Source organism: Streptomyces sp. NPDC012508 (genome assembly GCF_042902595.1).
Lineage (GTDB): Bacteria > Actinomycetota > Actinomycetes > Streptomycetales > Streptomycetaceae > Streptomyces.
This window is the reverse complement of sequence record NZ_JBIBEO010000001.1, coordinates 602,626-626,607: the sequence shown is the minus strand read 5'-3', so window position 1 is coordinate 626,607 and position 23,982 is coordinate 602,626. Positions and strand designations below refer to the sequence as shown.

The window sequence follows — 23,982 nt, the reverse complement described above, 5'->3', positions numbered from 1 at the left end:
GGTCCAGGCAGGGTCGAGGACCGCGACAGGCGTCCCTTCAGACGACGAGCAGGCGGAGGCCGAGATCTGCCGCGTCGAGGTGAGCGAGGTCGCTGTTGCGCTCGGCCCACCGGCCGGAGACGAGGTCGTCGCCGAGGCTGCGTACCGCCCGCTGCTCGGCCTGCGGCCCGACCCGCGTCCACACGGACATCGCACGGCGCACGTGGTCCTCCAGATACGCGCCCGGTCGGCGCCAGTACGCCTCGAACAGGCCGTCGGCGCAGTCCCACGGGATGGGCACCGGCTCGGCGCGTGCGCCGATCACGTCGGCCATCCCGGCAAGCGAGGGAAAGTCCGCGAGGACGCCGGCGAACTCCGGCAGGTAGTCGCGGGTGAGCCAGAACCTGTCCTGCCACCCGGGCTCGTCGGTGTCGAAGGTGAGCACCACCACGCGGCGGGCCACGCGCCGCATCTCTCGCAGCCCCGCCATCGGGTTCCCCCAGTGGTGCACGGTGGAGACGGCCATCGCGACGTCGAAGGAATGGTCCTCGAACGGCAGGCTCTCCGCGACGGCGGCCACGCAACGCGCCGATCCGGCAGGCCGCTGCGCCCGCATGACCGCCGAGGGCTCCACCGCAGTCACGTCGCGGTCGGCAGGTTCGTAGGAGCCGGTGCCCGCCCCGACGTTCAGCACCGTCTGAGCGTCCCCGAGCGCGTCCCAGAGCTGTGCGGCGATCCGTGGCTCGGTGCGGCGAGTTGCGGTGTAGGCGCCGCCGATCGCCTCGTACAGCCGTGCACCGAGCATCTCCAGTTGTTCCTCCGGTGTCACCGTCAGTCCCTTCGCCCGTGCCGCAAGCTCTTTGTCGATGGCCGTGACCATGGCGTCAGCGCGATCGCGACGCTCCAGCAGCAGGCCGCGAAGCCGGCGCAGGTGCGCCACCGCGTCGGTGGACGGGTCGCCGACCAGTTCCGCAACCTCCCGGAGCCCGAAGCCCAACCGCCGGTAGGCCAGTACCTCCCGCAGCCGCTCCACGTCGTCCGCCGAATAGGCCCGGTACCCGGCCGCGGTCCGCGCCGACGGACGCACGAGCCCGATCTCGTCGTAGTGATGCAGCGTGCGGACGCTCACCCCGGCCAGTTCGGCCACGCGTCCCACGGTCCAGTGATCCTCCACGGCACCGACTATGCAGCCTGACGTCACGTGAGGGTCAAGAGCCGCGCTTCCCGGCAGCAGGAGCGGAAGCGGAGACCAAGGCCGCACGTCGCGTCACGGTGACCATCGGCGGTTCAGCGAGTGGTCGAAGGTTCGGGTGCGGGCCGAGCTCCACCGCGCGGTGCTCGATGTGCCCGTCCCACATCGGGACCGGACGGGTCACCCGTCCGGTCCCGATGCGGGACGGGAGAGCGGGGCCGGGGAAGGACTTCCGGTGCGTCCGCGCCCCAAGCACCTGAGGAGTCCGTTCATGGCACGCACGTTCGCCCTGGTCGCCTTGACCACCGGTGTCGCGCTTGCCGTGGCGTCGGCCTCCGCTGCCGCGGGTCCGGAGAACGCGAGGGCGGCGGCCGACAAGGCCCTGACCTATCGGGCCACGGCTCCCTACCTGCAGCACGGCAAAGGCGTGCAGGCCGGGTACAAGCCCGACCGGTACTGCGTCTCCGACTCGGTGGGGAGGACGGGCGCGCTGGGGTGCCCGCACTTCAACCACGCCTACGACAACTCGACCGACCCGGCGAAGCCCGCCGCGCTCTTCTACGAGGACGACGGCACGGGAGGCAGGCGTCTCGTCGGTGTCGAATGGCTGGTCCACGACAGGGACCAGGACCTGACGACGGACGGCGATCGGCCGAGCATGTTCGGGGTGCCGTTCAAGGGCCCCAAGCGCGGCAACTTTCCTGGTCAGCCCGTTCACTACGCCTTGCATCTGTGGTTGTGGAAGAAGAACCCCGGGGGAGAGTTCTCCACCTTCAATCCGGCCGTCACCTGCCTGCCCGGCACCACCCGTCCGCCGGCTGCCTGAACGCGAGGGTCGGACAGCACGTGAGGCGTACGTCTACTGGCTGAAATGTTCCGCGACGGCCAGGAACAGCCATGTGGCGAGCACACCGACAGCTACGATGCCGAGCACCAGCAGGGTCCCGATCAACGCGAATGCCATCGTGATCCGCATGCGTCTCAGTGCCGACTGGTAGTCGGTGTCGTCGTCCCAGCTCTGCTCGTTCATGGTGACCCCCTTGGCGGCAACCGTACTGGCCCCTGTGCTCGGGGCGGACGCCCGGGTCTCTCACCATGCCGCGTTGTACAAGGTGCGCAACACCGTGGAGGGGCGCATCCACACGATCAAGGTCTGGGAGGTGCTGGAGGCAGCCACCTCCCGCGTGGCGCGCGGGCGTCTCCCGCTCAGCGAAGGCCACGCTTCTCGCGTTCGGCTTCGATCAGCTCCTCCATGAGTTCCTCCGGGTCCACCCTGTACTCGGTGTCATCGAGGGCGTCGTAGTCCCGGGTGCTCAGCGGTAGGCCGATCTCGGCGAGCTCGGCGGCCAGTTGGGTGAACGCGATGCGCTCGTCGGGCTCGTCCCGGTAGCTTGCCCGCCCGGCAGCGGCTCCCTCGGTCAGGGTGAGGCCGACCAGGCTCCAGAAGGTGAACTCGGTGTCGAGCTCTGTGAGATGCCAGGGGCGGTCCGCGGGTTCGTCGGGGTGCAGCCAGTAGCCGAGCCACCCCTTTCCGCCCTTCGCCACGAGCTTGACGTACGTGGCCATCTCTGCGGCTGCGGCGTTGACGGCCTGCATCTCCGGGTCCGCGAGCTCCTTCTCGCTCAGATAGCTGGTGTCCAGGAGCGGGTGGACCTCTCCCGCCTCGAAGAAGTCGAGGTCGAGAAGGCGGGTGAAGTCGGTGCGGCCTTCCCACTGCGCCACCAGCAGAACGCGCAGATCGTCCGGTATCGGACGGCCGTCCAGCCGCTCACGGGAGAACTCCGCGAGCTGTTCGTCGTACATGCATGCTCTCCAGAGGCCGAGGCGAGATTCTCACGTCAACGTAACAGCGGTGTCTGACAAAGAGGCTGGGTGGCGACAGCCGACCACGGCATGGGATGCGTCGCCCAGTGCCGCGGCGCTCGGTCATCACGCGGGAGCCTGGCGTCGCGTGCTGCCGCGGGACCGGCCAACCCTGCTCGCCGGGGCCCCCTTCAAGGTCGAGTGGCATCGGATGAGAGGTCGAGAGATCACGAGTTGGGGTCGCGCATCGAAGACGGCCGCATCGTCACGGAGTTCGCCGATCGCGACGAGACACGCAGCAACGCCTGCTGTTGTTGGCTGCACGGAGGTTGTGTCCGGGAGTGCGAGGACGACGAATGACGCGAGGCCGCGACGTCAGCGGCTCGACCAGGGGGAGCACCCCGGAGGCGGACGCAGCCCACGCCGGCATCGTGCACCTTGGTACGCGGCCCCCGCGTGCAGCGTCCTACGGGATGTTCCCCGCGGACGAGTGCGGCTCGGCGAGGAGTTCGAGGAGGCCGGCGATCTCCTGCCCCGCTTCGGCGGGATGCCGGAACGCGGCACCGGGGACCAGGGTGTAGCGGTTGCGCCGTCCGTCGCGGGTCCGCGTGATGTACCCGGCCGCTTCCAGGTCGGCGACGATCGCCTGCACGGTGCGATCGGTCACGCCGCAGGACGCCGCGACGTCCCGCAGACGCACGCCGGGGTCCCGGGAGAGCGCCAGCCTTTCGCGCGCCCGGCGGCGTTGGCCGTGACGTTCCTCATCGGCCGGGGCACCGTCACGGACCTGTGCGGCCCTCCCTCCTGCACGGACCGACCGCTTGTGACGGCGGCCGGGCCGGCGTCGTCCTCGACCTCTCGGAGGTCGCCTTCGGCGACTTCACGGGCGCGTCAGGCAAACCGGGCAGTCGGGCCAGGGGGCCCTTCCCGGCCGGCGCGGAGCGTCAGGTGATCTCTCCCCGGGAGAGCCAGGCCCACTCGGCGGCCCCTGCGGCACAATCACGGGATGATCGGCAGACGACTCACCTATCGCACCGTGGACGGCGTCCGCATACCCGGAACCTGGCGGCACGTCTTCATCCGCAACGGCAGGTACTTCCTCACCGACCTCCGCATCTATGCCGACGGACTCATCGACTGCTGGGGCCTGGTAACCCTCGAGGAGTTCGAGGAGAAGGTCCGGACCGGCTGGGTGGCCACCACCCTCCCGGACGGCGCCCAGGCATCCGCGCACGGTCTGGCGCGCTGGACGTTCAGCGAGCCGCGAAGCCTGCTCACCCCTGAAATGCTGGTCGCCGAAGTCCGCGACACCATCGACCGGCTGAACCAGCGTCCCGACTCGATCGGCCGGTGCCTGGCCGCCGTCGACGCCTTCCTCGCAGATCGGACAGAGGAGAACCGGGCCGCGGCACACGCCGCGTTCCTGGCCGTCCCGGCGTCACGGCGCCGCTACGTGCTGGGCGACATGGACACCAAGGACTGGCCGCTGCGGGTTCTTGTGGCAGGGCCCGGAGGCCGGACCTACCTGCCGAGTGACCCGCCGGTCTCACAGGAGAGCTACGACAGGGCCCTCGCGTACTTCGAGGAGCGCACCCGCTGGAGTACGGAGCGGGGCACGTACGTCCCAGCAGACGGACCGGCGGCCCCGCACGCCCCGGCGGTCCGGCTCAGCCACTCGTTGTCGAACGAGCCGGTGGCCGATCCCGGTCACCTCGGACTGCGCAACGACTACCCCGCCCCCATCACCGTCGGGGAGGTCGTCTACCCCTCCGTCGCCCACGCCTACTGGGCCCTGTCGGTCACTCGGCCGGAGACCCGCAGCGCGATCGCGGCAGCGGACACCGCTGCCGCAGCACACAAGCTCGCGGCTGCGACAGCTCGCCGTGAGAACTGGGAGCACGTCCGCGCCGCCGTCATGACCCGCCTGCTCCGCGCCAAGTACGACCAGCATCCCGAGCTGGCCGAGATCCTGCTGGCGACGGACGACGCCACCGTGGTCTACGACGATGTGGATTCGGCCTTCTGGGGTGACAATGCCGGCCGCGGCCGCAACTGGACCGGCCGACTCCTCGAACTTGTCCGCTCCGAACTGCGCATGAGGCAGAACGGGATCCCGGGGCTGTGACCGGGCCGTGCGCCGGGAAGGGAGCATGGCGATGAGCGTACGGCTGCCGGTCGAACGTGGGCGGTCTGCCCCCGCGCCGGGCATCGGTTGCGGCGGTTGGCTTTCCGCCCCATCAGAACGAGCCGACGCCGGATCCCGAACCATTGGGCGGCAGAAGGGCGCCGTGGGCCGTGAACATCTCCGTGAGGCAGACGTACTGATCGGCGGTCAGCCGGTCGCGCTTCCAGAGCGCCTGTGCGGTCTGGATCGTACGGGCGATCGCGGACCGCAGCCCGCCCGGGCGTCCGGCGCTGGGCTCGTCGCCGCGCGGGGCGAAGGCCTCACGGACAAGTTTGTTCAAGGTGGCCGAATTCAAGAGTTCTTCGTGGCCGCCCATGCCATTACCAACAGCACCGGGCGGACCACGGCCATGGTCACGAGGATCGTCGGCTTTGCCGAGCCGGGATTCACTGGTAGGAGTCCGCGTCGCTTCGAGGGTTTCTGCGGTGACGAGGCCTACGTGCACGTGGCGAGCGGGATCGTTGCCGCAGCGTCGGAGTGACGGTGGTCACGAGGGATCTTGGGGGAGTGCTGCGTAGGCTTGTGGGGTCGTCGCGGTGGGGCAGGAGAGGATGCGAAGCTCCTGGTGAGCACCTGACGATGCGTCAGTAAAGTCAGCAAGTGGTCAGCATGAGTCCTGAAAAGCCTGGGGACAGCTGTCCGGACTTGCGACTCGTTGTAGGGTGTGGAAACAGCCTTTGACCTGCAAAAACGCAGGCAGGGAGCCTATGTCCAGGAGTGCCTCGATGATACGTACAATGTTCAAGTCCAAGATCCACCGTGCCACCGTGACCCAGGCCGATCTGCATTACGTCGGTTCCGTCACCGTCGACGCCGAGCTCATGGAGGCGGCCGATCTGCTGCCCGGGGAGCTCGTGCACATCGTCGACATCGACAACGGTGCCCGGCTCGAGACGTACGTCATCGAGGGCGAGCGGGGCTCCGGGGTGATCGGGATCAATGGGGCCGCCGCGCATCTCGTGCACCCTGGCGACCTGGTGATTCTCATCAGTTACGCCCAGGTCGAGGACGCCGAGGCGCGGGCGCTCGTGCCGCGCGTGGTGCATGTGGACGCGGACAACCGGATCGTCGAGCTCGGGGCCGACGCCTCGGCGCCCGTGCCCGGGAGCGACACCCGGCGCAGCCCGCACGCCGTGGCCGCGCACGCCTGACCGCCCGTACCCACCGCCTGTACCGAGGGAGACGATCCGCATGGCCGCACGGGAGATCCGCGACGACCGGGAGAAGGGGCGCCTGGAGGCGTTCGAGGACGGCCGTTACGTCGGAGGCGTCGTCTACTTCGTCCTGGACGCCGAACCGCACGCCCTCGTGGCCGTGCACACCGTCGTCGAGGAGGGCAACGAGGGCAAGGGCATCGCCGGCTCCCTCGTACGGGAGTTCTACGCCATCGCCGCCCGTGAAGGCGTCCCCGTCGTGCCGCTCTGTCCGTACGCCGCCGCGTGGGCAGAGAAGCACCCGGACGAGGCCCCCGTACCGCCGGAGGACGTCGTGCGCGCGGCCAAGGAGCAGCTCAAGGCCACCCCCGAGCTGTGGTGAACCTCGCCCTCCTGCACACCTCCGAGGCGCACGTCCCCGTCTTCGACGGGCTGCGCGACCGCCATCACCCCGGCCTCGGCCTGCGGCACCTCGTCGCCGAGGAGCTGCTCGTACGGGCCGGGGCCGAGGGGCCGGAGGCCGTGGCCGGCGCTGTTCGTGACGTCCTCGCCGAGGCCGTCGCCGACGGCGCCGACGCCGTGCTCTGCACATGCTCGACCATCGGGGGCGTCGCCGAGCGGAGCGCCGCCGAACTGGGCGTGCCCGTGCTGCGGGTGGACCGGCCGATGGCGGCCGAGGCGGTCCGCGCCGAGAGGATCGTCGTCGTCGCGACCGTGGCATCCACCCTGGTGCCCACGCTCGGCCTGCTCCGTGAGGAGTCGGGGGAACGGTCTGCCCTCGTCACGGCCCTGGTCGTCGACGGCGCCTGGGAGCGGTTCCTCGCGGGTGACCGCGACGGCTATCTAAACGCCGTGGCGGCCGCCGTGGACGGCGTCGACCCGACCGGCGATCCGGTGATCGTCCTCGCCCAGGCCTCCATGGCCGACGCCGCCGAGCGGACCACGACCCCGCTGACCGTCCTCTCCAGCCCGCGCCTCGGTCTCGCCGCCGCGGCCACGGCGGTGCGCCGACACGGATGAATGGCCCCGGCGGGCGCGGGCAGGCGCTCCGGGAGAGCCTGGGGCCGTAACCGCCCCGCCGTCCGAGAGGTCCGACATGACCCAGCCACCCGTCCCGGCGCCGCCCTCGCCGATCCCGCCGCCGGGCCCCGTGCCGTCCCCGCCGGCCCCGGTGCCCGAGCCGCCTCCCGTACCGCCGCCGAACCCGGTCCCGGAGCCCCCGCGCCCCACCCCCGTACCGAGTCCCGAACCCCAGCCGGAACCTGGGCCCGCCGGGCTCTGAACCCTTGTCACGGCCTGTGACCTTCCCCTACCGTGGGCGACTGCTGATGGGTTCAGCCGAGGGGTTCAAGGGGGGGCCATGGCCTTACGCGGTCGACACCGCCGACAGCAGCCGAGCCGGATCAACGCCGCGTCGCTCACCGTCACGGCGAGCGGCGTCGGCATGGCGCTCCCGCTGGTCGGTGCCGGGACGGCCCACGCGGCCTCCCTCGACGTCTGGGAGAAGGTCGCCGCCTGCGAGTCCTCCTCCAACTGGCGCATCAACACCGGCAACGGCTATTTCGGCGGCCTCCAGTTCAGCCAGTCCACCTGGGAGCGGTACGGCGGCACGCACTACGCGCCGCGCGCCGACCTCGCCTCCAAGGACCAGCAGATCGCCATCGCGGAGAAGGTCCTCAAGGGGCAGGGGCCGGAAGCCTGGCCGACCTGCTCCACGCGCGCCGGACTCGGCAAGGAGAAGCCGGGCGTGACGCCCGCCTCCCTCCCCAGGCAGCGGTCCGCGCCCGCGAAGGCCCCGGCAGCCCCCGCGACGCCGACGACCGTGCCGACGGTCCGCGAGATGTACACGGTCACCCCTGGCGACTCGCTCTCCCGCATCGCCCGCGAGGAGCGGGTGAAGGGCGGCTGGCAGCGGCTGTACGAGGCGAACCGCACCGTCGTCGGCGACGACCCCGACCTGATCCACCCGGGCCAGAAGCTGACCCTCCGGATCACCGCGCCCGCCAGGCCCGGACCGGCGGCGAAGCCCCCGGCCGCCAAATCCCCGGCCGCGAAGCCGCCCACCGTGAAGCCTCCGGCCGCCAAACCCCCGGCCGCCAAGCCCCCGGCCACGAAGGCTCCTGCCACCAAGGCGCCCGCCTCCACGACCAAGCCCGTCTCGAAACCGGCCACGAAGCCCGCGTCCAAGCCCGCCACCAAACCCGCGGCCAGGACGAAGCCCGTCAGCAGGCCCGCCGCCGGCGCCGACACCTTCTCGGCGCCCGTCTCCGCCTCCATCGGCACCCGCTACCGCGTCTCCGGTTCGTCCTGGTCGAGCGGCTATCACACTGGCGTCGACTTCCCGGTCCCGACCGGAACCTCGGTCAAGGCCGTGGCCCCCGGCCGGATCGTCTCCGCAGGCTGGGGCGGGGCGTACGGCTACGAGATCGTCATCCGGCACGACGACGGCCGCTACAGCCAGTACGCGCACCTCTCCGCGCTCTCCGTGCGCGAGGGGCAGCGGGTCAACGGCGGGCAGCGCATCGCCCGTTCAGGATCGACCGGCAACAGCTCGGGACCGCATCTCCACTTCGAGGTTCGGACGGGTCCCGGGTACGGCTCCGACATCGATCCCCTCGGCTACCTGCGCGCCCGCGGCGTCTCGATCTGAGGCGCGCCGATCCGCCCCCCGGCGGTCCGCGGCCGTCCGGTCGGAGGAGCCCGGGCGATCTGACACCGACAGGGAGTCGGACGACGTCGTGAGCCGCTCCACGGTGAGCTGGACGATCCCGAGCGCCGCCACGGCGCCGCAGATCAGCGCGGCGACCGTGCCGGCGGCGCCGTAGCGGAAGCTCTCACCGAACAGGGTGAGGCCGACCGTCGCCGCCACCACCGGGTTGACGACCGTGACCGTCGCCAGCGGGGCCGCGAGCCCCGCGCCCCGGTAGGAGGCCTGGGAGAGCAGCAGCCCCGTCACGGCGAGCGCGGAGAGGACCAGCACGCTCGGCCACTGGGCGAACGGCGCGCCCGGCGCCCACTCCACCGCCACCGTCTTGGTGAAGACCGAGGCGATTCCGAACGAGACGCCCGCCGCCGCGGCCAGGACGATGCTGCGCAGCACCGGGCGGCCCAGCAGGTGCGCGGCCGTGAAGAGCACACCCACCACGCCGAAAGTCCCGGCGGCGAGCAGCCATCGCTCCGCGTCCGCCAGGGACTGGGTGTCGGCGCCGCCCGTCAGGCTGAGCAGCCCGGCGAGGCCCACCGTGGCCATGAGCGCACCGCGCCAGGCCGTGCGCCCCGCCCGCCGGCCGACGAAGAGCGCCGCCATGGGCAGCGCGAAGACGATCGTGAGGGCGCCCAGCGGCTGGACCAGACTGAGCGGACCGTAGGCGAGCGCGGCCACGTGCAGCACCGCGCCGAGACCGTTGAGCAGCACGGACCCCCACCAGGCCGGGCTGCGCAGCGGCGCGTACATGAGGCCGGCGGCGGAGGCCGCGACCCGCTCCTGCACGATCGCCGCGGCCGCGTAGGCGACCGCCGAGACCAGTGACAGGAGCACGGACAGCACGAGGGGGCTCATACATACAACGATCTCTCTTCCCGGCGTTCACGTCGTCGTACCTGGGAACGCCTTCGGACGTACTGCCGTCGCAGTACGGGACTGTTACGTACGCCCTGGGATGTACACCCGCGCAGGTCAGGAGGGGTGGAAAGCGACCTTTCCGGTATCCAGGTCGAAGCGGGCGCCCACGATCCGCGCCTTGGTGAACGCCTCATCCCGAGCCAGTCGGCGCCGGATCCGGGCCACATTGGCCCGTACGGTGTTCTCCACCCAGTCGCCCGGCAGCCCCCGCGCCGCCCGGGCCGCGGGGGCGATCTCCTCCACGATCCGGGCGAGGTGTCCCTCGACCGGCTTCCCGGTCCGTACGTACTCCACGGCGGCCGTCGCCGCCCCGCACCGCTCGTGCCCGAGCACCACGACCAGGGGCACGCCCAGTTCCTCGACGCCGAACTGGATCGAGCCGAGCACCGCCTCGTCCAGCGCCTGCCCGGCGGACCGTATCGCCAGCAGATCGCCGAGCCCCTGGTCGAAGACGAGCTCGGGCGGCACACGCGAGTCGACGCAGCCGAGTATCAGCGCGAAGGGATGCTGCGAGACGGCCACGGACGCGCGCCGGGCCGCGTCCTCGTGCGGATGGATCTGCCGCAGGGCGGCGAACCGGGCGTTGCCGGCCCGGAGTTCGGCGAGGGCCCGCTCGGCGGTCGGCGGCCCGTCGGGCGTACCGCCCCGTCCGGCGGGGGCCGCTGCGCGCGCGGACGGCACGCCCGCCGTCAGGGCCGCTGCGGCGCCGAGGGCAAGCACGGTGCGCCGCCCGGGAGTTGAGGCGGTGAAGAAGGCAGGTCGAGTGGTCATGGGCCCGAGCGTTACGGTGATCCGTGGTCACCGGACGCGACTTGGTCCGGTCATGACCCGATGATGACCTTGGATGACCGAGTCATGACCTCGGACGACCCGAACTTTACGTCGCCCTTTCCGGGCACCGATGCCAGGAGGCGGTGGCGGTGGATCTTGTCGCGAGCGGAGCGAGGTGGGGGTACCCCCGGCCGGAGGCTGCGGGATCGTCCGTGGGCGGGTTCTTCGCCCTGCGGACGACCGCGCCGGAGACGGGCGGCGCCCATCTGCCGCTCGCGCGCCTTTACGCGGGGGAGGACGGCCCCCTCTCCGCCCGCGTCGACCGTGTGGGGGCCCGCCTCGGCGCCCCCGAGCGGCGGGTCGCGGCCTCGATCGCCCACCTGGGGCTCGCGGCCCGGCTCTGGTCGACCGCCCTCGGCCCGGCCGCGCTCTTCGGCCGATTCCCGGACCTCGACCCGGCCCAGCTGTCCTGGGACGGCGCCCTGACCTCGCCCGACGACCTGTGGTGGGCGGGCACGGCCACCCGCCCCGCCACCGTGGCCGACCTCCGCGACGCCGTCCAGCTCGCCCACCTCGTCCCCCTGCACGCGGCCTTCCGCCGAGACGGACGGATCTCGCCCCGGCTGCTCTGGGGGAACGCCGGTTCCGCCCTCGCCGGAGCGCTGCGGGAGCTCACCCGCTGGGCCCGAGCCCAGGACCGGCCCGAGGTCGCCGCCCGCGCCGGCGAGCTCGTCTCCGGGCTCCTCGCCCACCCCGACCTGGCCCGGACGGTCCGGGGCCCGGCTCTCCGTCGTACCAGCTGCTGCCTGTACTACCGCTGCCCGAGCGGCGGACTCTGCGGCGACTGTGTGTTCGACCACCCTCCCGCGCGAGGACGGTCCACGGGTTTGGAGACACGGCCCCCCGCTCCGTAAAGTTCATCTTTTGGAACGACTGGAACGACCCGCGATCAAGGAACGGCAGAGGCCATGACGGTGACCGAAGAAACCCAGGGGTACGGGCCGGGTATCGACCCCGATCGCCTGGCCGTCTGCCTGAGCGTGCTCGACGAGCTCGACAAGCTGGACGTCGACCACCCGGACGCGATCGCCGTCCGTCGCGCCACCGCCGGCATCTACCGCACGGTGAAGCAGCGCCGGCGCCAGGAGCGCCGGGCCGCGAAGACCGCGAACGACAAGGCGGTCACCGAAGCCACCGCCACCGGCTCCGCCCAGCGCATCGACGACGAGACCGAAGGCCTCCTGCCCTCGTCCGTCACCGAGGCCGGCCGGATCGCGGGGATACTCCAGCGCCCCCGGTCCTGCTACGTCTGCAAGACCCGGTACGTCGAGGTCGACTACTTCTACCACCAGCTCTGCCAGCCGTGCGCCGCAGAGAACCGGATGCGCCGCGACGCCCGCACCGACCTCACCGGCAAGCGCGCGCTCCTCACCGGAGGCCGGGCCAAGATCGGGATGTACATCGCCCTGCGCCTGCTGCGCGACGGCGCGCACACCACGATCACGACCCGCTTCCCCAAGGACGCCATCCGCCGCTTCAAGGCCATGGAGGACTCGGCGGACTGGATGCACCGGCTGGAGGTCGTCGGCATCGACCTGCGCGACCCCGCGCAGGCCGTCGCCCTGGCCGAGCAGGTCGCCGAGCAGGGTCCGCTGGACATCCTCATCAACAACGCGACGCAGACCGTGCGCCGGCTCCCCTCCGCGTACGCCGCCCTCGTCGAGGGCGAGAGCGTGCCGCTGCCCGCCGGGGAGCTCCCCGCTCACCACGTGATCGGCGCCTTCAACTCCGGCGCGGTGGACGGGCTGACCGCGCTGCCCGTCGGCGTCAGCGGCCTCGACGCGCAGAAGGTCGCCGACCTCGCGCTGGTCGCGGGCAACGCCAGCGTCGAGCGCCACCGCGACGGCAGCGCCATCGACGCCGGCGGGCTCGTCCCGGACGTCGTCGAGAGCAACACCTGGGTGCAGACGATCGACCAGATCTCCCCGGTGGAGCTGCTCGAGACCCAGCTGTGCAACTACACGTCGCCGTTCATCCTGATCAGCGCGCTGCGGCCGGTCATGGCCGACGCGGCCAGGAAGGCGGCCAGCGGGCGGGCCTACATCGTCAACGTCTCCGCGATGGAGGGCGTCTTCGGCCGCGGCTACAAGGGGGCGGGCCACCCGAACACCAACGCCGCGAAGGCCGCGATGAACATGGTGACGCGCACCAGCGCCCAGGAGATGTTCCAGTCCGACGGCATCCTCATGACCTCGGTCGACACCGGCTGGATCACCGACGAGCGTCCCCACTTCGACAAGCTGCGGCTGGCCGAGGAGGGCTTCCACGCCCCGCTCGACCTGGTCGACGGCGCCGCCCGCGTCTACGACCCCGTCGTGCGTGGCGAGGCGGGCGAGGATCTCTACGGCTGCTTCCTCAAGGACTACGCGCCCGGCAACTGGTAGATCACCGCGTCAAACGGCTCGGATCACCGCGCTAAACCGCTCCGATGTCCGAAATTCACTCGATTGCGTCACACTTCTCAGCCCCATGGAGCGTTGGCGCGCTCATTTGGTTAGTCTGATGCCCACGGTCGACCACCAGGGATTCACCAAATCCTCACGGTCGGCCTGGGGACTGGCCTGCCACCAAGGCCGCGGTCCCGCCCTAAAGCCGGCGCCACCGCGACCGAAACGGCCATGTCCTCATAGGTACGCGACACAAGGGAGTGCGCGGTGACACCAGAACTGACGAAGCAGGAACAGCGACCGGCCGAACGACCGGAGCGGCCCCACCGCCCCGGCGAGCTGGGAAGCCTCGATGTGTGGGCGCATGCTGCACCGATCCGGCTGGCGGGCTACGAGGACGACCTCGCGGAGCCCCACATCCTGCCCGGTATCGACTGAGTCGTACCGCTTCACCCGTGCCCCCGGCCGCCCCGCGCCCGGGGGCACGGGGCTGCCCGGCCCCGCCCCGGCGCGCAGGGGCCGTCAGCGTCGGACCGTGGTGCCGAGCCCGACCGGCGGCAGGTACTCCCGCACCAGAGTGCGATGCCACCACGCCCCGGTCTCCCGCAGCTCCCGCCAGGTCGTGAACCGGTAGCGGTAGAGGCGGGCCCGGACGAGGGCGGGCGGCGCGTCGGGGAACGGGTTGTGCCGCAGCAGCCGCAGTGTGTCGCGATCTCCTTCGAGCAGCCGTTCCACGAACGGCCCGAACCAGTCACGGGCGTACGCGGGTGAGAGCGCCGCGAACCACATCAGCCAGTCGAGCCGCAGATGGTACGGAGCGAACTGGCGAGGCACCCTCCGCGGATCCCCTGGCTTGCCCTTGAAGCCGTACTCCTTCCACACCGTGCCCGCGTGCGGCACCCGCTCGTCGGTGCCCTCGACGACGATCTCGTCCCGGATCCGGCCGACCGTGCCGAAGGCGCCGTACGAGTTGACCAGGTGGAACGGGTCGTACGAGCGGTTCATGGCCTGGCGCCGCGAGAGCAGGTTGCGCGCCGGCCGGTAGCTGCGGAGGAGGACGAGGGCGGTCACGGCGACGACCACGACGACGTACCAGAGCGGCGGGTCGGGCTGTGGGTGGTCGCCCACGAGGAGCGAGCCGTCCACGGCGGAGAGCGCGAGGACGATCGTCAGCCAGTTCAGCCAGGCGAAGTTCCCCGAGAGGACCAGCCACAGCTGGGTCGCCACCATCAGACCGGCGGCGACCGTCGCCACCGGCTGCGGAGTGAAGAGCAGCACCGGGACCAGCAGCTGGACGACATGGTTCGCCGCCACCTCCGCCCGGTGCAGCGGGCGGGGCAGACGGTGGAAGAACCAGCTGAGCGGCCCGGGCATCGGCTGGGTCTCGTGGTGGAAGTAGAGGCAGGTCAGGTTCCGCCAGCAGCGGTCACCGCGGATCTTGATGAGACCCGCCCCGAACTCGACGCGGAAGAGCAGCCAGCGCAGCAGCACCAGGACGAGGACGGGTGGCGCGATGTCGTCGTTGCCGAGGAAGACCGCGAGGAAGCCGGCTTCGAGGAGCAGCGATTCCCAGCCGAAGCTGTACCAGGTCTGACCGACGTTGACGATCGAGAGATAAAGGGCCCAGAGCACCGCCCACCAGAGCATCGAGACGGCGAGCGGGACGGCATCACCCGCGCCCGCCACCAGGGCGAGTGCCAGCACGGCGCCGGTCCAGGCGACCGTGGCGAACAGGCGGTCCGAGTAGCGCCAGTGGAAGAGGCTGGGGGTCTGGCGCGGCCCCACCCGGCGCAGATACTCCGGTACGGGGAGCATGCCGCGCTCGCCGATGAGGGCACGGAACTGGAGAGCGGCCGACAGGAAGGCCACGAGGTAGAGGCCCGCGAGCCCCCGCTGGAAGACGATCCGGCTCAGCCAGTAGTCCGGTGCGGTGAACCACTCCATCGCTTCCAGTATCGGCGCTGTCCGGACCGGGCGTCAGCCCTTCTCCTCCTCGTCCAGGCTGCGCACGCCCTCCGCCTGGGACGGCGTCGTGCGGGCGGTGGCGGGGTGGCGGTGGTCCCGCTGGAGGGCGTCCATGTCCTCTTCGAGCCGCTCGCCCTCGGCCTGCGAGGGAGTGCTGTACAGGTCGTACTGGTTCTGGCTCACGGCCGCCTCCAGGGTCGGGACGTCTGCCTATAGAGGGAGCGTAACCCCGGGTGTCACCCCGTGGCCTGTCCCGCGACGACGCCTCGGAGCGTGCGGCCGAGGCGGCGCGCGTAGGCGTGCTGGAGGACGGGGACGAGGCGGCCGCCGAGGCGTGTGTACCAGGCGGCGGGCCGGCTGAAGGCGGTGACCGTGAACCAGACCGTGCCGTCGGGGTGGAGATCGACGACGAAGGACTCCTCGCCGCGCTCGGGGTGCCCGGCTCGGGTGCCGTACGCGAAGCCGATGCGGTCCTTCTCGTACGCCGTCCAGATCACCTCACAGGGTGCGGCGAAGCGGACGGGACCGGCGCCGATCGAGACCTCGACGAACGCGCCGGGTTCGGCGCGCTCCGCCCGGCTGCGGACCCGGGCGCCCGAGGCGCGGTGCATCCGCCAGGTCGTGACGGCGGCCCCGGCGCACTCGAAGGCGTCCCGGCCCCGGCCGACGCGGACCATGTGGTGGAGGTGGTGATACCCGCCGGGCAGTACGTCGCGTGCGGTGGCGCCGACCTCGCGGTAGTTCAGGGGCGCGGCGGCCGGAGTGGCGAGGTCGCGGATCAGACGGGCCATGGGGCGGTCTCCTTCGAAGGGGCGGCCGCCCGCAGGCGGCGCCAGGCGAGCAGCGAACAGAGCGCGAAACCGAGGGCGTTGCCGAGGCCGTGGGTCGCGGCCATCCAGGTCAGGTTCGGGTGGGGCAGCCCGGTGGCCTCGCCGAGCGCCCAGCTGAGGGCGAGCAGCATGGTCGCCACCAGGACGACGGCCGAGACGGCGAGGAGCCCGCGGGTGACTCGGTCGGGGGCGCCGGTCCGCAGATCACGCCAGGTCGGCAGCGCGACGGCCCACATCCCGGCGGTGAGGACGACCGCCCCGGCGAGCTCGGCCCAGTCGTCGACGAAGTAGCCGATCAGGACGAGCAGCGTGCCGAGCGGGACGCTGAGTGCGGCGAAGCGGGTGCCGGGTCCGTCGGACGTACGGCAGACCAGACCGGCCACGAGGGCGGCGGCGAAGCCGGCGAAGTGGAAGTGGGGCACGGTCAGGGCCAGGATGTCGAGGTCGAAGCCGAGCAGCTCGTGTCCGGCGCGCTCGGCGACGAGGGCGAGGCCCGCCACCGACGGGGTCACGAGCGCGGTGAGCACGGCGACCTCCGAGGGGGCGAGCGACCGGAGCCTGCCCCGGGGCCCCTCGGCGGGAGGGGGACGGAGGAGCGCCACGAGCCGGGCCGGGGCGCAGAGCGCGAGCGCGAGCGTGGCCAGCGCGTAGACGGCGGCGAGCGCCGCGGCGGTGGGGGAGCGGGGGAGCCAGAGGGCCACCGCTCCGGGCAGGGCGAGCAGCGGCCAGGTCCGGCGGAGCAGCAGGAGACCGCGCGGCCGCGGGCCGTCGATCAGCGCCAGACCGGCCGGGACGACCACGAACATGCCCAGCATCACGATGAGACCGACCAGCACGGACATGGCATCCACCCCTGGATTGAACGTGTTCAAACTCGCTGGACCAGAGACTAGGTCCTTCCTTGAACGTGTTCAAGTCCCTGTTTTCGGCCGACCCGGGCCGACCTGGGCCGACCTCGGCCGACCGGTCACCATCGGCCGGCCCGACCCGATCGGCCCGGTCCCGCTTGCGGGCGACGCCCCGGTGCGACAGACATGAAGGAATGTCTCCGGGTGGAGAGAGGCGGGAGATCCACGTGCGCTCACCCAGACGCCGGTCACCACGACCCCACGTCACCGCACTGGCCGTCGGCGCGCTGACTGTCGCGCTGGTCCTGGCGGGCTGCTCGGCGAGCGGGGACGCGGGCGAAGGCGGCGCCGCCGCGGACCGGACCGCCGCCGTGTCCCGGGAGGTCGTCCTCCAGCCGGTCGTCGCCCAGGGCCCGGACCCGTTCACGGCGTCCACGGCAAGGGCCGGCGCCCCGTCCCCGGCCACCACGGCCCCGCCCGGCACCCCCACCGCCGGAGCGGTCCGCGAGGTCACGGGATCCACCCCCGGTCTCTACGGCGGCACCCGGCAAACCGCCAGCTGTGACGTCGAGCAGCAGGTCGTCCTCCTCGCGCGCGACCGGGTCAGGACCCGTGCCTTCGCCGAGGCGGCCGGCATCCCCGAGGCCGGGGCCGCCGACTGGCTGCGTGGCCTCACCCCCGTCGTCCTGCGCGCCGACACCCGCGTCACCAACCACGGCTTCCGCGACGGAGCGGCCACCGCGTACCAGTCCGTCCTCCAGGCCGGTACGGCGGTCCTCGTCGACCAGTACGGCGCGCCGCGCGTCCGCTGCGCCTGCGGAAACCCGTTGCGCTCACCGGTCGCCGTCCAGGGTGCCACCCACCGAGGGCAGCCCTGGTCCGGCTACCACCCCGACCGTGTCGTGGTCATCCGGCCGACGACGACCGTCGTCACCAGCCTGGTCATCGTGAACGTCGCCGACAACACCTGGATCGAACGGAAGACGGGTACCGACGGCGAGCGGGACACCCGACCGACCGTGATCCCGCCCTGCGACCCTGCCACGTGCGACCTCACCGGAACGCCGTCCCCCGTGCCGTCCCCCTCGGTACCGGACGGCTCGCCCGAGCCCGACCGCGGCGAGTCCGTGCGCCCCGACGGCTCCACCTCGCCCGACGACGCGTCCCCGCCGCCCCCGACCTGGTCGGAGCCGCCCGTGGAACCGCAGCCGGAGCCGGAGCCCGAGTACGAGCCCGAAGGGCCGTCCTTCGAGGACCTGTTCCCGATGGAGACGGCTCCCCAGCAGCCGGAGACCTTCGAGGGCTGAGGCGTGATCTCCGCCGTGCGCACCGCCGGGCCTGCGCCTAGCGTGGCCACATGAGCGCGGGAAGCGGGGGTGGCGAGGCGGCGGAGCCCTGCCGCTGTACATCGGGCACGGGCGGTGTCAGCTGCTGCTTCCTCCGGGACCACGGCCGGGCGTTCCGCATGGGCAGCTTCGACTGGGACCTGCTCACCGGTCTGATGACCATGGACGACAGCGCCCTGAGGGTCTTCGACATGCGCCCCGAGGAGTACGACGACCACCCCGTCACCCTGGGGCCCCGCGTGATGCCCGACGAACGACGGCAGCTCGACACGCTCGTCAGTCACGCACTGAAGGACGGCAGCGATCACTACGGCGCGTACTTTCGCGTCCGGCTGCGGAGCGGCGCACCCCGCTGGACACACACCGAGGGCCAGGTCCTGCGGGACGAGGCCGGCCGCCCCGTCCGGATCGTCGGCATCGTCCGGGACGCCTCGGAGGAGGTGACCGAGCAGGCCGCCCGGCTCGGCCTGGACGAGGGCCGGAGGGAACGCACCAGCGTGGTGGAGCGCACGACGGCGGCCCTCGCCCACGCCCGGACCGTGCAGGACGTCATCGACCTCCTCAGCGACTCGCACGGCCTGGAGTACTTCGGCGCCACCAGCCTGGTCATGGGGCTCCTGGAGTCCGGCCGGATCCATCTCGTCGCCGAGGGCCCTCAGGGCGCCTTCGTACCCGGCACGCGCTTCACCCGGGTGGACGAGCCGTACCCCATGGGTGAGGTGATCCGGACCCTCAGGCCCCGGTTCATCGAGTCGCCGGAGGACTTCGCAGCGTCGTACCCGATCCTGTGGCCCCACATCAGCGGGCTAGGCATCACCTCGGCGGCCTACCTCCCGCTGATCGCCCAGGCACGGCCGATCGGCGCGCTCGGGCTGCTCTACAGCGACCGGAACGGCTTCAGCGCCGACGAGCGCAATCTGCTGGTCGCGCTCGGCAGCAGCATCGCGCAGAGCCTCGCACGCGCGATGCTCTACGAGCAGGAACACGACCTGGCCGAGGGGCTCCAGCAGGCGATGCTGCCGCGCCGCATCCCCGACGTGCCCGGCTCCCAGATAGCCGTCCGCTACCGCTCCGCCCGCCTCGGCCGGGACATCGGCGGCGACTGGTACGACCTCATCCCGCTGCCCGGCGGCCGGGTCGGCGCCGTCATCGGAGACGTCCAGGGGCACGACACCCATGCCGCGGCCGTGATGGGACAGCTGAGGATCGTGCTGCGCGCCTACGCCGCCGAGGGCCACACGCCCGCGACGGTGATGGCCCGTGCCTCGGTCTTCCTCCATGAGCTGGACACCGACCGCTTCGCCACCTGCACCTATGTGGAGGCGGACCTCACGACCGGTGCCATGCAGGTGGTCCGCGCCGGGCATGTCGACCCGCTGCTCCTGGACACCGACGGAAGCTGTCGCCGGCTGCCCGTGGACGGCGGGCTTCCGCTGGGCCTCTCGGCCGAGTTCGACCGCCTCGACTACCCCTCGACGACGCTGGGGCTGTCCCCGGGGCAGACCCTGCTGCTGTACACCGACGGAATGGTCGAGAGGCCCGGCTCCGATCTCGACGACGGGCTGCAATGGCTGTCCTCGCTGGTGGAGCAGGGGCCGCGCGACCTCCAGCAGCTCGCCGAGCACCTCTGCGAGGTCGTCGACGAGCGGGGCGGCGAGGACGACGTGGCGCTTCTGCTGCTGCGGAGGCAGGGGGCGTACTTCCCGCAGTCCGGCGGCCGGCTCCAGCAGCACGTGGCGCAGAGCGACCCGGAGGCGCTGCGGTCGGCCCGGCACATGATCCGCGCCGCCGTACGGGCCTGGGGAGCGGGCGATCGCTCGGACGAGATCGAGCTGGCCGCCGACGAGCTGATCACCAACGCGCTGATGCACACCGACGGCGGGGCGATCGTGACCCTGCGCATGCTGGCGGGTCCGGAACGGCGGCTCCGGGTGGAGGTGGAGGACCGTTCCAGCGCGCTGCCGCGGCGCCGTGAGGCGGGCGAGGCGGGCGTCTCGGGCCGGGGTCTGATGCTCGTGGACCGGATCTCGGACGTCTGGGGCGTCGAATCGCGTGGCAGCGGCAAGTGCGTCTGGTGCGAATTCATTGTTAACTCTGCGTACACAGATCGTACTTGACCGTAATGGACCGCACGCGATTGACTGCGGTTTCCGCCACCTGGTTTCTCGCCACCCTAGGACATGGGGATCTCTTGAGCAGTGAGCTTCTGGCACCTCTCGATCTGGCTTTCTGGCATCTCGAATCCACCGACCACCCCATGCACCTGGGCGCCCTCGCCCACTTCGGCCCGCTCCCCGGCGACGGCGACCCGTCCGCCGTCCTGGAGCTGCTCGGAAACCGCGCGGCCGCGATCCCGCGCCTGCGGATGAGGGTCCGCGACGTCCTGCTGCCCGTCGGCGGCGCCGCATGGGCCACCGACAAGCAGTTCGACGTACGACGCCACGTGCGGGAGATCGCACTGCCGGGCGCCGACTTCGGCGCCGAGACCGCCCGCCTGGCCGGAGAGCTGATGGAGCGGCCCGTCGAACGCGGGCTGCCGCCCTGGGAGATGTACCTGCTCACCGGCGCGCCCGACGGCTCGTTCGCCGTCCTCGTCAAGCTCCACCACGCCCTCGCCGACGGCATGCGGGCCGTCGCCATCGGCGCCGGGATCTTCGACGAGATCGCCGCCCTCGCCCGCCGTACGGGAAGGAAGGGGGCCGCGCGAGGCGACTCCCCGGACGGGCGGTGGCGGCCGGTCGCCGTACCGCCGCGCTCCTGGCTCCCCGGCCCCGGCCGGATCGTCGGCGCCGCGCGCGAGCGCATCGGCGACCTCGGCCGTGCCGTCGAGGTCGGCGCCTCCGTGGTCGGCGCCTCGGTCGCCCGGGCCGGCCGGCTAGACCCGCCGGGCACGGGCGCACTCGCCGCTGACTCCAGCGGCACCCGCAGGGTCGCCACCGCCGTCCTCGACCTGGAACGCGTCCACCGGATCCGCCGCACCTCGGGCGGCACCGCCAACGACGTCCTGCTCGCCGTGGTCGCCGGAGCGCTGCGCCGCTGGCTCGACGAGCGCGGCGAACCGCTCCCGGGCGCAGACCCGCGCGCCCTTGTCCCCGTCTCCCGCCGGCGGCCCGGCTCTCCGGTGGCCTCCGGCAACAGCTTCTCCGCCTACCTCCTCACCCTGCCGGTCACCGAGCCCGACCCCGCCGCCCGGCTCACCGCCGTACGCCGGGCCATGGACCGCAACAAGGCCGACGGGCCGCTGCGGGGCCCCGGAGCCGTGGCGGTCCTCGTCGACCAACTGCCTCCGCTCGCCCACCGCTTCGGCGCCCCGCTGGCCGGCGGCGCCGCGCGGCTCCTCTTCGACGTCCTGGTCACCAACGTGCCGCTGCCCCGCTCGGCCCTCTCCCTCGGCGGAGCACCGCTGCGCACCCTCTTCCCGATGGCCCCGCTCGCCCGCGGCCAGGCGCTCGCCGTCGCGATGTCCCCGTACGGAGGCCGGGTCCATGTCGGCCTGGTCGCCGACGGCAAGGCCGTTCCCGACCTCGACGCGCTGGCCGCCGCGCTCTCCGACGAACTCGATCTCCTCGAGAAGGCCGACTGAGCGCGCGTCCCGGCGGCGGCTGCGGCAGGGTGGAGCCATGCCCGAACTGCCCGAGGTGGAAGCCCTGCGAGAGTTCCTCGACGAGCATCTGGTGGGCAAGGAGATCGCCCGCGCCCTGCCCGTCGCGATCAGCGTGCTCAAGACGTACGACCCGCCCCTGAGCGCCGTCGAGGGCGCCACCGTCACCGGGATCGCCCGGCACGGCAAGTTCCTCGACATCGCCACCGACGGCGCCGCGGGGCGGCTCCACCTCCTGATCCATCTGGCGCGGGCGGGCTGGCTCCAGTGGAAGGACCCCCTGCCCTCCGGCGCCCCGCGCCCCGGCAAGGGGCCGCTCGCCCTGCGGACCGCGCTCACCGGCGGCGACGGCTTCGACCTCACCGAGGCCGGCACCACCAAACGCCTCGCCGTCCATCTGGTCAGGGACCCCCAGGACGTGCCCGGCGTCGCCCGGCTCGGCCCCGACCCGCTCGCCGAGGAGTTCGACCTCGCCGCCTTCAGCGCCCTGCTCACCGGTGAGCGGCGCCAGCTCAAGGGCGCCCTGCGCGACCAGAGTCTGATCGCCGGGATCGGCAACGCGTACAGCGACGAGATCCTCCACGTGGCGAAGATGTCGCCCTTCAAGCCCACCCAGAACCTGACCGAGGCCGAGACCGCCGTCCTGTACGAGGCGATGCGCACCACCCTGCGCGAAGCCGTCGAGCGCTCCCACGGCGTCGCTGCCGGCAAGCTCAAGGCCGAGAAGAAGAGCGGGCTCCGGGTCCACGGCCGGACCGGCGAGGCCTGCCCGGTCTGTGGCGACACCATCCGCGAGGTCTCGTATCGAGACTCCTCGCTCCAGTACTGCCCCACCTGTCAGACCGGCGGCACACCACTCGCCGACCGCCGGACGTCCAAGTTCCTGAAATAGCGTCCTCCCTTAGACTCCGCCGCATGCTGCGCGTACTGGCCGTCGACGACGAAGAGCCGGCCCTCGGGGAACTGCTCTACCTCCTCCGTGCCGACCCGCGGATCCGCAGCGCCGAAGGTGCCACCGACGCCACCGAGGCACTGCGCAGGATCGGCCGGGCACTGGAGGCCGGGCCCGACGGGGACGAGGCCATCGACGTCGTCTTCCTCGACATCCACATGGCGGGGCTCACCGGCCTCGACCTCGCCCGCCTGCTCGCCGGCTTCGCCCGGCCCCCGCTGATCGTCTTCGTCACGGCGCACGAGGGATTCGCGGTGCAGGCCTTCGACCTCAAGGCGGTGGACTACGTCCTCAAGCCGGTGCGCCGCGAGCGGCTCGCCGAGGCGGTCCGCCGCGTCCGCGAGCTGGTGCACGCCGCCGCGGCCCCCGCCGCGCCCCCCGCTGTCGCGCCCGCCGTCGCGGCGCCCGAGCAGATACCGGTCGAACTCGGCGGGGTCACCCGGTTCGTGGCCGTCGACGACATCGCCTACGTCGAGGCGCAGGGCGACTACGCGCGCCTGCACACCGACGGGGGCAGCCACCTCGTCCGTGTCCCGCTCTCCACCCTGGAGGAGCGGTGGGCCGCCCGCGGCTTCGTCCGGATCCACCGCAGCCACCTCGTCGCCCTCGCCCGCATCGACGAACTCCGGCTCGACGGCGGCGCCACCTCCGTCCGCCTCGGCAGCACCGAGCTCGCCGTGAGCCGCCGCCACGCCCGCCAGCTCCGTGACCTCCTGATGCGCCGCGCGGGCGGCTGACCCGCGCGCCGTGCCGGGAGCCGGGCCTCAGCCTCTACCGTGCGTGAACACCGCTGCGTAGACTCCGTGCACTCCACAGCCCCTGCGAGGTCGACCGATGCCGGAGCGGACACCGACGTCCGAGGAACCACCGCCGCGCCGGCCCCGGCGCGAGACGGTCACGCGCGCCTCCGCGCTCCGTGACAGCGGACTGCCCCGGCAGCGCCTCCCCGGCCACCCGCCCTCCGCCGGCCCCCTGCCGGGGGGAGCCCCACCTCGCTCCGCCCGCTCGGAGATCAGCGAGCAGACCACCCTCGGCCACACCTACGTCCGCTCCCTCATGCGGAGCCAGCTGCGGGCCGCCCTCACCGCGCTCGGGGCGCTGGCCCTCTGCGTCGGACCGCTTCCCCTCCTGCTCGCGCTCCCGGCGCCCGAGGCCTTCGTCTGGATCGCGCTCGGAGTCGGCGTGTACCCCGTCATCTGGGCCGTCGCCCACTGGTACGTCCGCCGAGCGGAACGCAACGAGCGCGACTTCACCGGTCTCGTCGAGGGCCGCTGAGCGCGGGGGCCG

General features: G+C 72.2%; 26 protein-coding genes. 15 read left to right on the top strand and 11 right to left on the bottom strand.

The genetic code is table 11. The features are described from left to right. Positions 1–37: 37 nt before the first annotated feature. A complete protein-coding gene (locus ACFY8U_RS02595) occupies positions 38–1,135 on the bottom strand; it encodes a MerR family transcriptional regulator (protein WP_389566115.1) in 1,098 nt (365 codons plus the stop codon). 307 nt (positions 1,136–1,442) lie between these two features. On the opposite strand from ACFY8U_RS02595, the gene ACFY8U_RS02590 reads away from it, so the two are divergent. Next, positions 1,443–1,997 carry a hypothetical protein gene (locus tag ACFY8U_RS02590; RefSeq protein ID WP_389564630.1) on the top strand — a complete coding sequence of 185 codons (555 nt, stop codon included), beginning with the start codon at positions 1,443–1,445 and terminating at the stop codon, positions 1,995–1,997. A 33-nt stretch (positions 1,998–2,030) separates the two neighbouring features. Here the strand turns inward: ACFY8U_RS02590 and ACFY8U_RS02585 are convergent, their stop codons facing one another. From ACFY8U_RS02585 to ACFY8U_RS02575, 3 genes are all read right to left on the bottom strand, one after another. Beyond that, positions 2,031–2,201, bottom strand: coding sequence for a hypothetical protein (locus ACFY8U_RS02585; RefSeq protein WP_389564627.1), 171 nt, complete (start codon positions 2,199–2,201; stop codon positions 2,031–2,033). Between the two features lie 176 nt (positions 2,202–2,377). After that, positions 2,378–2,974, bottom strand: a complete 597-nt coding sequence (locus ACFY8U_RS02580) for a hypothetical protein (protein ID WP_389564625.1) — start codon at positions 2,972–2,974, stop codon at positions 2,378–2,380. Between the two features lie 466 nt (positions 2,975–3,440). Beyond that, positions 3,441–3,698 (bottom strand): helix-turn-helix transcriptional regulator, encoded by a 258-nt coding sequence (locus tag ACFY8U_RS02575; protein ID WP_389566113.1) that lies wholly within the window; start codon positions 3,696–3,698, stop codon positions 3,441–3,443. 282 nt (positions 3,699–3,980) lie between these two features. On the opposite strand from ACFY8U_RS02575, the gene ACFY8U_RS02570 reads away from it, so the two are divergent. Next, positions 3,981–5,099 (top strand): NADAR family protein, encoded by a 1,119-nt coding sequence (locus ACFY8U_RS02570; protein ID WP_389564622.1) that lies wholly within the window; start codon positions 3,981–3,983, stop codon positions 5,097–5,099. A gap of 112 nt (positions 5,100–5,211) precedes the next feature. Here the strand turns inward: ACFY8U_RS02570 and ACFY8U_RS02565 are convergent, their stop codons facing one another. Beyond that, positions 5,212–5,439 carry a hypothetical protein gene (locus tag ACFY8U_RS02565; RefSeq protein WP_389564619.1) on the bottom strand — a complete coding sequence of 76 codons (228 nt, stop codon included), beginning with the start codon at positions 5,437–5,439 and terminating at the stop codon, positions 5,212–5,214. Between the two features lie 445 nt (positions 5,440–5,884). Here ACFY8U_RS02565 and panD point away from each other — a divergent pair, with 445 nt between their 5' ends. The 4 genes from panD (at position 5,885) to ACFY8U_RS02545 (ending at position 8,963) form a co-directional block, all read left to right on the top strand. Beyond that, on the top strand, positions 5,885–6,310 hold the full coding sequence (gene panD, locus ACFY8U_RS02560; RefSeq protein WP_389564616.1) for an aspartate 1-decarboxylase: 426 nt from the start codon (positions 5,885–5,887) through the stop codon (positions 6,308–6,310). A gap of 40 nt (positions 6,311–6,350) precedes the next feature. Continuing rightward, entirely contained in the window at positions 6,351–6,695 is a 345-nt protein-coding gene (locus ACFY8U_RS02555; RefSeq protein ID WP_389564613.1) for a GNAT family N-acetyltransferase, read from the top strand. Beyond that, complete coding sequence (locus ACFY8U_RS02550; RefSeq protein ID WP_389566110.1) at positions 6,692–7,333, top strand: aspartate/glutamate racemase family protein; 642 nt, start codon at positions 6,692–6,694, stop codon at positions 7,331–7,333. Before ACFY8U_RS02555 ends, ACFY8U_RS02550 begins: the two co-directional genes overlap by 4 nt. 340 nt (positions 7,334–7,673) lie before the next feature. Then, positions 7,674–8,963: a transglycosylase family protein gene (locus tag ACFY8U_RS02545; protein WP_389564611.1), complete on the top strand. Its 1,290-nt coding sequence runs from the start codon at positions 7,674–7,676 to the stop codon at positions 8,961–8,963. Here ACFY8U_RS02545 and ACFY8U_RS02540 read toward each other — a convergent pair. Further along, entirely contained in the window at positions 8,844–9,872 is a 1,029-nt protein-coding gene (locus ACFY8U_RS02540; protein ID WP_361595759.1) for a DMT family transporter, read from the bottom strand. The genes ACFY8U_RS02545 and ACFY8U_RS02540 overlap by 120 nt on opposite strands. Positions 9,873–9,989: 117 nt before the next feature. Then, a complete protein-coding gene (locus ACFY8U_RS02535) occupies positions 9,990–10,706 on the bottom strand; it encodes a carbonic anhydrase (protein WP_389564608.1) in 717 nt (238 codons plus the stop codon). A gap of 149 nt (positions 10,707–10,855) precedes the next feature. Between ACFY8U_RS02535 and ACFY8U_RS02530 the strand changes: the two genes are divergently transcribed. From ACFY8U_RS02530 to ACFY8U_RS02520, 3 genes are all read left to right on the top strand, one after another. Continuing rightward, positions 10,856–11,620 (top strand): (2Fe-2S)-binding protein, encoded by a 765-nt coding sequence (locus ACFY8U_RS02530; RefSeq protein ID WP_389564605.1) that lies wholly within the window; start codon positions 10,856–10,858, stop codon positions 11,618–11,620. Positions 11,621–11,674: 54 nt separating this feature from the next. Beyond that, a complete protein-coding gene (locus tag ACFY8U_RS02525) occupies positions 11,675–13,150 on the top strand; it encodes an SDR family NAD(P)-dependent oxidoreductase (RefSeq protein ID WP_389564602.1) in 1,476 nt (491 codons plus the stop codon). 270 nt (positions 13,151–13,420) lie between these two features. Beyond that, entirely contained in the window at positions 13,421–13,591 is a 171-nt protein-coding gene (locus ACFY8U_RS02520; RefSeq protein WP_361431199.1) for a hypothetical protein, read from the top strand. 84 nt (positions 13,592–13,675) lie between these two features. Here the strand turns inward: ACFY8U_RS02520 and ACFY8U_RS02515 are convergent, their stop codons facing one another. From ACFY8U_RS02515 to ACFY8U_RS02500, 4 genes are read right to left on the bottom strand one after another with little or no spacing between them, the layout of a single operon-like run. Continuing rightward, positions 13,676–15,097 (bottom strand): lipase maturation factor family protein, encoded by a 1,422-nt coding sequence (locus ACFY8U_RS02515; RefSeq protein WP_389564599.1) that lies wholly within the window; start codon positions 15,095–15,097, stop codon positions 13,676–13,678. A 33-nt stretch (positions 15,098–15,130) separates the two neighbouring features. After that, a complete protein-coding gene (locus tag ACFY8U_RS02510; protein ID WP_361431204.1) occupies positions 15,131–15,301 on the bottom strand; it encodes a hypothetical protein in 171 nt (56 codons plus the stop codon). A 53-nt stretch (positions 15,302–15,354) separates the two neighbouring features. Continuing rightward, positions 15,355–15,909 (bottom strand): DUF1990 domain-containing protein, encoded by a 555-nt coding sequence (locus ACFY8U_RS02505; protein WP_361431207.1) that lies wholly within the window; start codon positions 15,907–15,909, stop codon positions 15,355–15,357. Next, entirely contained in the window at positions 15,897–16,790 is an 894-nt protein-coding gene (locus ACFY8U_RS02500; RefSeq protein ID WP_389566108.1) for a YndJ family protein, read from the bottom strand. Before ACFY8U_RS02500 ends, ACFY8U_RS02505 begins: the two co-directional genes overlap by 13 nt. A 233-nt stretch (positions 16,791–17,023) precedes the next feature. On the opposite strand from ACFY8U_RS02500, the gene ACFY8U_RS02495 reads away from it, so the two are divergent. The 6 genes from ACFY8U_RS02495 (at position 17,024) to ACFY8U_RS02470 (ending at position 23,970) form a co-directional block, all read left to right on the top strand. Further along, on the top strand, positions 17,024–18,103 hold the full coding sequence (locus ACFY8U_RS02495) for a DUF6777 domain-containing protein (RefSeq protein WP_389564596.1): 1,080 nt from the start codon (positions 17,024–17,026) through the stop codon (positions 18,101–18,103). Between the two features lie 50 nt (positions 18,104–18,153). Further along, the gene (locus ACFY8U_RS02490) at positions 18,154–20,259 is read left to right on the top strand and encodes a SpoIIE family protein phosphatase (RefSeq protein WP_389564593.1); all 2,106 of its coding nucleotides are present in this window, start codon (positions 18,154–18,156) and stop codon (positions 20,257–20,259) included. Between the two features lie 74 nt (positions 20,260–20,333). Continuing rightward, positions 20,334–21,725: a wax ester/triacylglycerol synthase family O-acyltransferase gene (locus ACFY8U_RS02485; protein ID WP_389564590.1), complete on the top strand. Its 1,392-nt coding sequence runs from the start codon at positions 20,334–20,336 to the stop codon at positions 21,723–21,725. Between the two features lie 37 nt (positions 21,726–21,762). Continuing rightward, entirely contained in the window at positions 21,763–22,635 is an 873-nt protein-coding gene (locus tag ACFY8U_RS02480; protein WP_361431214.1) for a DNA-formamidopyrimidine glycosylase family protein, read from the top strand. Positions 22,636–22,658: 23 nt separating this feature from the next. Then, entirely contained in the window at positions 22,659–23,432 is a 774-nt protein-coding gene (locus ACFY8U_RS02475; protein WP_389564587.1) for a LytR/AlgR family response regulator transcription factor, read from the top strand. A gap of 97 nt (positions 23,433–23,529) precedes the next feature. Beyond that, the gene (locus ACFY8U_RS02470; RefSeq protein ID WP_389564585.1) at positions 23,530–23,970 is read left to right on the top strand and encodes a hypothetical protein; all 441 of its coding nucleotides are present in this window, start codon (positions 23,530–23,532) and stop codon (positions 23,968–23,970) included. Positions 23,971–23,982: the final 12 nt, after the last annotated feature.